General features: G+C 40.9%; 6 protein-coding genes. 2 read left to right on the top strand and 4 right to left on the bottom strand.

From position 1 onward, the window contains the following. Nucleotides 1-95: 95 nt before the first annotated feature. The 3 genes from CKO50_RS04670 to serB form a co-directional block, all read right to left on the bottom strand. Complete coding sequence (locus tag CKO50_RS04670) at nt 96-698, bottom strand: hypothetical protein (protein ID WP_095727218.1); 603 nt, start codon at nt 696-698, stop codon at nt 96-98. A gap of 151 nt (nt 699-849) precedes the next feature. Next, a complete protein-coding gene (locus tag CKO50_RS04665) occupies nt 850-1,122 on the bottom strand; it encodes a helix-turn-helix domain-containing protein (RefSeq protein WP_095727217.1) in 273 nt (90 codons plus the stop codon). Between the two features lie 166 nt (nt 1,123-1,288). Further along, nucleotides 1,289-2,302: a phosphoserine phosphatase SerB gene (serB, locus tag CKO50_RS04660; RefSeq protein ID WP_095727216.1), complete on the bottom strand. Its 1,014-nt coding sequence runs from the start codon at nt 2,300-2,302 to the stop codon at nt 1,289-1,291. 95 nt (nt 2,303-2,397) lie between these two features. Here serB and CKO50_RS04655 point away from each other — a divergent pair, with 95 nt between their 5' ends. Together CKO50_RS04655 and CKO50_RS04650 are read left to right on the top strand one after the other, a co-directional pair. After that, nucleotides 2,398-3,054, top strand: coding sequence for an AhpA/YtjB family protein (locus tag CKO50_RS04655; protein ID WP_095727215.1), 657 nt, complete (start codon nt 2,398-2,400; stop codon nt 3,052-3,054). Between the two features lie 69 nt (nt 3,055-3,123). Beyond that, a complete protein-coding gene (locus CKO50_RS04650; RefSeq protein WP_095727214.1) occupies nt 3,124-3,852 on the top strand; it encodes a thioesterase II family protein in 729 nt (242 codons plus the stop codon). A 315-nt stretch (nt 3,853-4,167) separates the two neighbouring features. Here the strand turns inward: CKO50_RS04650 and CKO50_RS04645 are convergent, their stop codons facing one another. After that, entirely contained in the window at nt 4,168-4,722 is a 555-nt protein-coding gene (locus CKO50_RS04645) for a hypothetical protein (protein ID WP_095727213.1), read from the bottom strand. Nucleotides 4,723-5,132 lie beyond the last annotated feature (410 nt).

The raw sequence follows: 5,132 nt of genomic DNA, 5'->3' as shown, positions 1-5,132 counted from the left end.
CTTTTCTTTTGCTACCTTTTCTTTGGGCAAGCAAAGAAAAGATAGTCGTAGCCCATGGATGGGCGTCGAAACCAGTCAGGGCCAGTGGTTTAAACCTATGATTTCAGCTTTTTAGCATGCGTTGTGATAGATAGAATAGCCCATAGCTCAACACCGGCTAAAATACTTTTTATCGTCGAATAATTATAAAATACCCAGTTCCATTCCCAGAATTGCTTGGCGAATTTTTCATCAAAGCCAAAATGTTCCAAGTTTCTAATAACATTTTCAAACATTGCTAGTAAATCAGCCACAATAAATAATAGGCAGATCGTCATTAATGTCATATCAGAGATAGTAAAATGTACGTCTTCACAAGAGCTATTACGTATTCTAAGTACCATCCTAGAAAGCGCTGGACGATATGCCAGAGCAATAAAATTAACTACATCACTTGTAAAGTGAATGGTGTAAATACGAGCATTTTTCCAAAGATGCAACGAACTTTCATGCAACGCAAACACATTAAAGTGAAATACCGAAAATTCTAGCATCATTATAACTAATTGAATTGCACAGATATGTACAGCATTCACATTGTCTCGATACCAAATCATGATCACAATAAGCACCGTAATAACGCCCAAACGATCTAAAAAAGGATGATCTAAATACAGAACACTTAGAAGGGTAAAATGCAATGCTAATAGCAGCTTCATAGTTTCAGGATCAAAGCCTTAAATGTTATTTTAAAAATAATTTTGTAGCTAAATTCAGTGACGGAGGTACTAAACTGCCACACTAAACACGGATTATACATTCAAGATTGAATGTATAACACTAAAGCGATCACAGTTAAGAAAGGTAAGTCTATTTTTTAGAAGCAAATTTATCATTTCTATGTGTATCTTGCTCAGCATCACATTCCCTGATTTGATGCATCAAACCTTTAATATCGATAGAGCAATAGATACATATTTGCAAAAACTGATCGACTCTAGGCTGACCGACACCGGTTTCCCAATTTTCTATCGTCCTGAGAGACACACCAATTTTATCTGCCATTTTTTGCATGGAGACTCCTTTACGCTTTCTAAGTGCGCGAAGGTCGTCACCTGATATACTGTTCTTAAAGAAAAACAAAGCTGTTATATCCCTGCTAAAATGTTGTAATTAACATTGAAATACAAAACTTGCCGCTAAAGCTTTCTGCATTTCAACTATTATAGAGCCTGAAACTCCTAGAGGATAACAAAAAAACACAAAAAATCAACAACACTTAACAGGCTTTAGTTTTTATAAATGCCGATTATTTCGGCACACCTAGCAAATATAACAGTTGTAACAAAGACCCTTCACAAATCGCCGCGTCGGCATTTTCTACCACTTTTGGCTTGCCATGGATTGCCACACCTAGTTGGGCTTTTGCCATCATCACTAAGTCATTTGCGCCATCACCAATGGCAACCGTTTGAGTCATTGGGATCGCATATTGGTTTGCGAGTTGACCAAGCACTTCTGCCTTTTTGTTGGCATCTACAATATCTCCTAGCACTTTGCCGGTGAGCTGCGCGTTTTCGACCTCTAGGGTATTGGCAAATACAGCGTCTAGCTGGAGTGGCTCCATCAATGATTCTGCAAACCATGTAAAGCCACCCGAGGCGATGGCAAGATGCCAGTGATGCTGCTTTAGTGCCTGACACAACAGCGCGATGCCGGGCATCAGCGGTAAGTTTTCTTTTAATGATTGAATTTGTGATAACGGTACGCCAGAGAGTGACGCTACGCGGCGGTGTAGACTTTCAGAAAAAGAGAGTGCCCCCGCCATCGCCTGTGTGGTGACTGAAGCCACTTCTTCATATCGATCGGCCAATCGAGCAATTTCGTCAATACATTCAATTTGAATTGCGGTGGAGTCCATGTCCATCACAAGTAGCCCCGGCTCTTCTAAAGTAGGTGCTTGTGTTATCAGCGCACCTTGCGCATTAATGCTTTTGGCAAAATCTCTTACTTCTGTCTTACTTGGCAATTGCGATGCGTTAAAACGCCCCCCCAAAGCAACGGGGAGCTGTTCATGAGGTTGATATGCCGTAAAATACGTCTGCTCGATAGCAAATGTTCGAAGAAATTTCTCAACTTCCACAAGGTGTTGCAATTGTATATTTGGGCCAAAAAAGCATATTGATTGGGTCGTCAGCTCAGGTAATTGATTTACTTGTGTGAGGCTTATGTTACCTTGGCAACTATACCAATTATCCAGCGCCATATGTTCCTGAATTGGTGTGTTTAGTTCACGATTAGCGAATTGAATGATTGACGACATAAGTTGCTCCTTGATAGCGTTAAGCCGATTTTTAACATGATTGCGCTAAGCTGTCAGCACTGGACCTTAGCAAAAGCGGGCAATATGCGATAAATATGAAAAATTTACATGTATTAGAAGTGTTAAACTCGACCAGAGGACGCAGATTATTTCGTTTATGTATTGCTGCGGCTTGCCTGATCATGGTGACTTGGCTTGCATTTAATACCAGTTTTGAATCTCATCGCTTGCTCCATCACGGTGCAGATCTTACTGCAAGAAGCCTTACCAAGCAGCTCGCAAAAAATGTGGCACTCCCCCTTTCTCGTAGTGATACGCCAAGACTCAGTGCTTTGGCAAATCACCTTGCTAGCGATGACTTTGTGCTTCAAGTCGCGATTTATGATTATCAGGGGCGCTTTGTTGTTGGTAACGACGGTAATTCCTCACCCACGGATTATCAGCAGCTACCCCAAACTTTACCAGGGCTCAGTAAAACCAAAAGCATTATTTCTGAGCCAGTATATACGCCGATGGGACAGCCTCTTGGGTTCGTCAATATGGTCTATTTGACAGAAGCTGCTATGTCGCAAAGCCACTCTCATTTCCATGAACTTGGACGAGTCGTTTTACTGATGCTGGTGATTACGATGGTATTCACATGGCAAATAGGTCGAGCATTAAAACGCTGGGAAGTAAAACGCAAAATTCGCAAGAAAGTAAAGATGCTACCAGCGCCAGAAAAACGGGCAGAAGAATTAGAGCAGGGGTAAGGCTGTTAGCATTGTAATAAAGTTGATAACATAATAGTTAACCTGAAATAAAATCGAACAACAAAGGATATGAATAGTAAACTTTTTATTACCCCAAAACCCAATCCAAACGCTAAGGTGCGGCTATTTTGCTTCCCTTATGCTGGCGGTTCACCAGCTATATTTACGCCGTGGAGCGATAAAGCAAGTGAATATGTTGAACTTGTTTTTGTGCAGCTGCCGGGACGAGGTGCAAGACTTATTGAGCCTGCAATTGATAATATGCCAGATATTATTGCAGAGCTTATGTCCCATAGTGACTATATTACGAGTAAACCTTTTGCTTTTTTTGGGCACAGTTTAGGTAGTCGCATTTCATATGAGCTTGCTTTTCAATTATTAGACGCAGGCTTACCTACTCCACGTAAAATATTTGCTTCTGCGAGTCGTGCACCTCATTGCACCTCAGCTAAACGTCATTTACACGGTCTGCCACATGATGAATTTATTGCTGAGCTTCGTGACTTAAATGGTACGCCAAAAGAAGTTCTTGAGAATAAAGAGCTTATGGAGTTATTACTCCCATTGCTTAGAGCTGATTTTAAAATAGCAGATACCTATGTCGCAGAGCAGCGAGCCTTACCCATCCCTATCCATGTTTTTCATGGCGTTGATGATGAGATCTTGAATGAACATGTTACTGCGTGGCAAGCGCTAACGACACAACCATACCAGATTACTGAGTTTTCTGGTGGGCACTTTTTTATTCACCAATACGCTGATGAGATGATCTCAATTATTAATCAGCAATTGGCTTGAGTATTGTTGGTGTTATGCCGGGAGAGCATCAAGATCGCCGGGTGAACCGGCTCCTACACCTGCTTTTCTATTGCTGGTAAGTATGGTTTTATATCGCGGTAAAAGCATCAAGATCGCCGGGTGAACCGGCTCCTACACCTGTTTTTCTATTGCTGATAGGTATGGTTTTATATCGCGGCAACTGCGTAAAGATCGCCGGGTGAACCGGCTCCTACACCTGTTTTTCTATTGCTGATAGGTATGGTTTTATATCGCGGCAACTGCGTAAAGATCGCCGGGTGAACCGGCTCCTGCTTTAAAAGGCAAACAGCGATGCTACACATCCAAAATAAGCGAGGAGAGAATGCGATTTAACTGAGGTTGGTTAAACTCACCACTTATCTGATAGATAACATCGCTTCCCTTTTTATTAATGTAAACCCTATCGTAGTCTTGATTTTCTCCCATAACGACAAAAGCAAAAATATCGCCGTTTTGGTACACACTCATCGGATTGTTTTCGTCTATGTCAAAAGCCGAGCGAAGCTTTGCTATGTTTTTTACTTTAGGATCTGAATGATACAGGGCATGAAAAAAATCGTTTACGCTCATATTCAACTTTTTATGCATATCACCAAGTGAGATTTCCGGTGGGTTTAACGCAATTGCCAACTCATTTTGATCTTGGCTAGTTACGACCACAGTTTGGTTACTTAGCCCTAAAAAGTTAATTTTTGATAGTGTCGTGCTATCTGCACAATAAACAAGATCGACAACTCTGATATGGACTTTATTACTACAAGATAAGCTTGGAAAAGGGTTCACTTTTTGTGACGCAATTACCAAGTTCGAGGTGAACATTAACGCGGCAAGTAAAATTATTTTAAACATAACAACTCAATCCCTGTTGTGATTAATTCTAGTTTTGTTCTGTAACTGTTGGTGATTTCTTAGTTCGGCCTGAGATTGACACCGTACAAATGAAAACCTCTTAATGGTATGTTTAAGCTTTTTCGTCCAAAAAATATGAGAACTGAAATTAAGTGTATAAGCATTAACCAGAAGTGAACACGTTAAGGTTATATTATGTTATGTCCTAGAGCGAGGGATGAGATTACTGTTCTATATCGCGTTTAAAGCTTAAAGATCGCCGGGTGAACCGGCTCCTACACCTGCTTTTCTATTGTTAGAAGGTATGGTTATATATCGCGGTAAAAGCATCAAGATCGCCGGGTGAACCGGCTCCTACACCTGCTTTTCTATTGCTGGTAGGTATGGTTTTATATCGCGGTAAAAACCAA

It is taken from the genome of Pseudoalteromonas sp. HM-SA03, from assembly GCF_002289345.1.
Classification (GTDB): domain Bacteria; phylum Pseudomonadota; class Gammaproteobacteria; order Enterobacterales; family Alteromonadaceae; genus Pseudoalteromonas.
Note: the sequence above shows the minus strand (reverse complement) of the source record. Positions and strands in the feature narration are given on the sequence as shown.

Bases quoted from the DNA above. Each gene is read 5' to 3' on its own strand.
- serB (WP_095727216.1), bottom strand. From the start codon at position 2,302: ATGTCGTCAATCATTCAATTCGCTAATCGTGAACTAAACACACCAATT.
- CKO50_RS04650 (WP_095727214.1), top strand. From the start codon at position 3,124: ATGAATAGTAAACTTTTTATTACCCCAAAACCCAATCCAAACGCTAAG.
- CKO50_RS04670 (WP_095727218.1), bottom strand. From the start codon at position 698: ATGAAGCTGCTATTAGCATTGCATTTTACCCTTCTAAGTGTTCTGTAT.
- CKO50_RS04645 (WP_095727213.1), bottom strand. From the start codon at position 4,722: ATGTTTAAAATAATTTTACTTGCCGCGTTAATGTTCACCTCGAACTTG.
- CKO50_RS04655 (WP_095727215.1), top strand. From the start codon at position 2,398: ATGAAAAATTTACATGTATTAGAAGTGTTAAACTCGACCAGAGGACGC.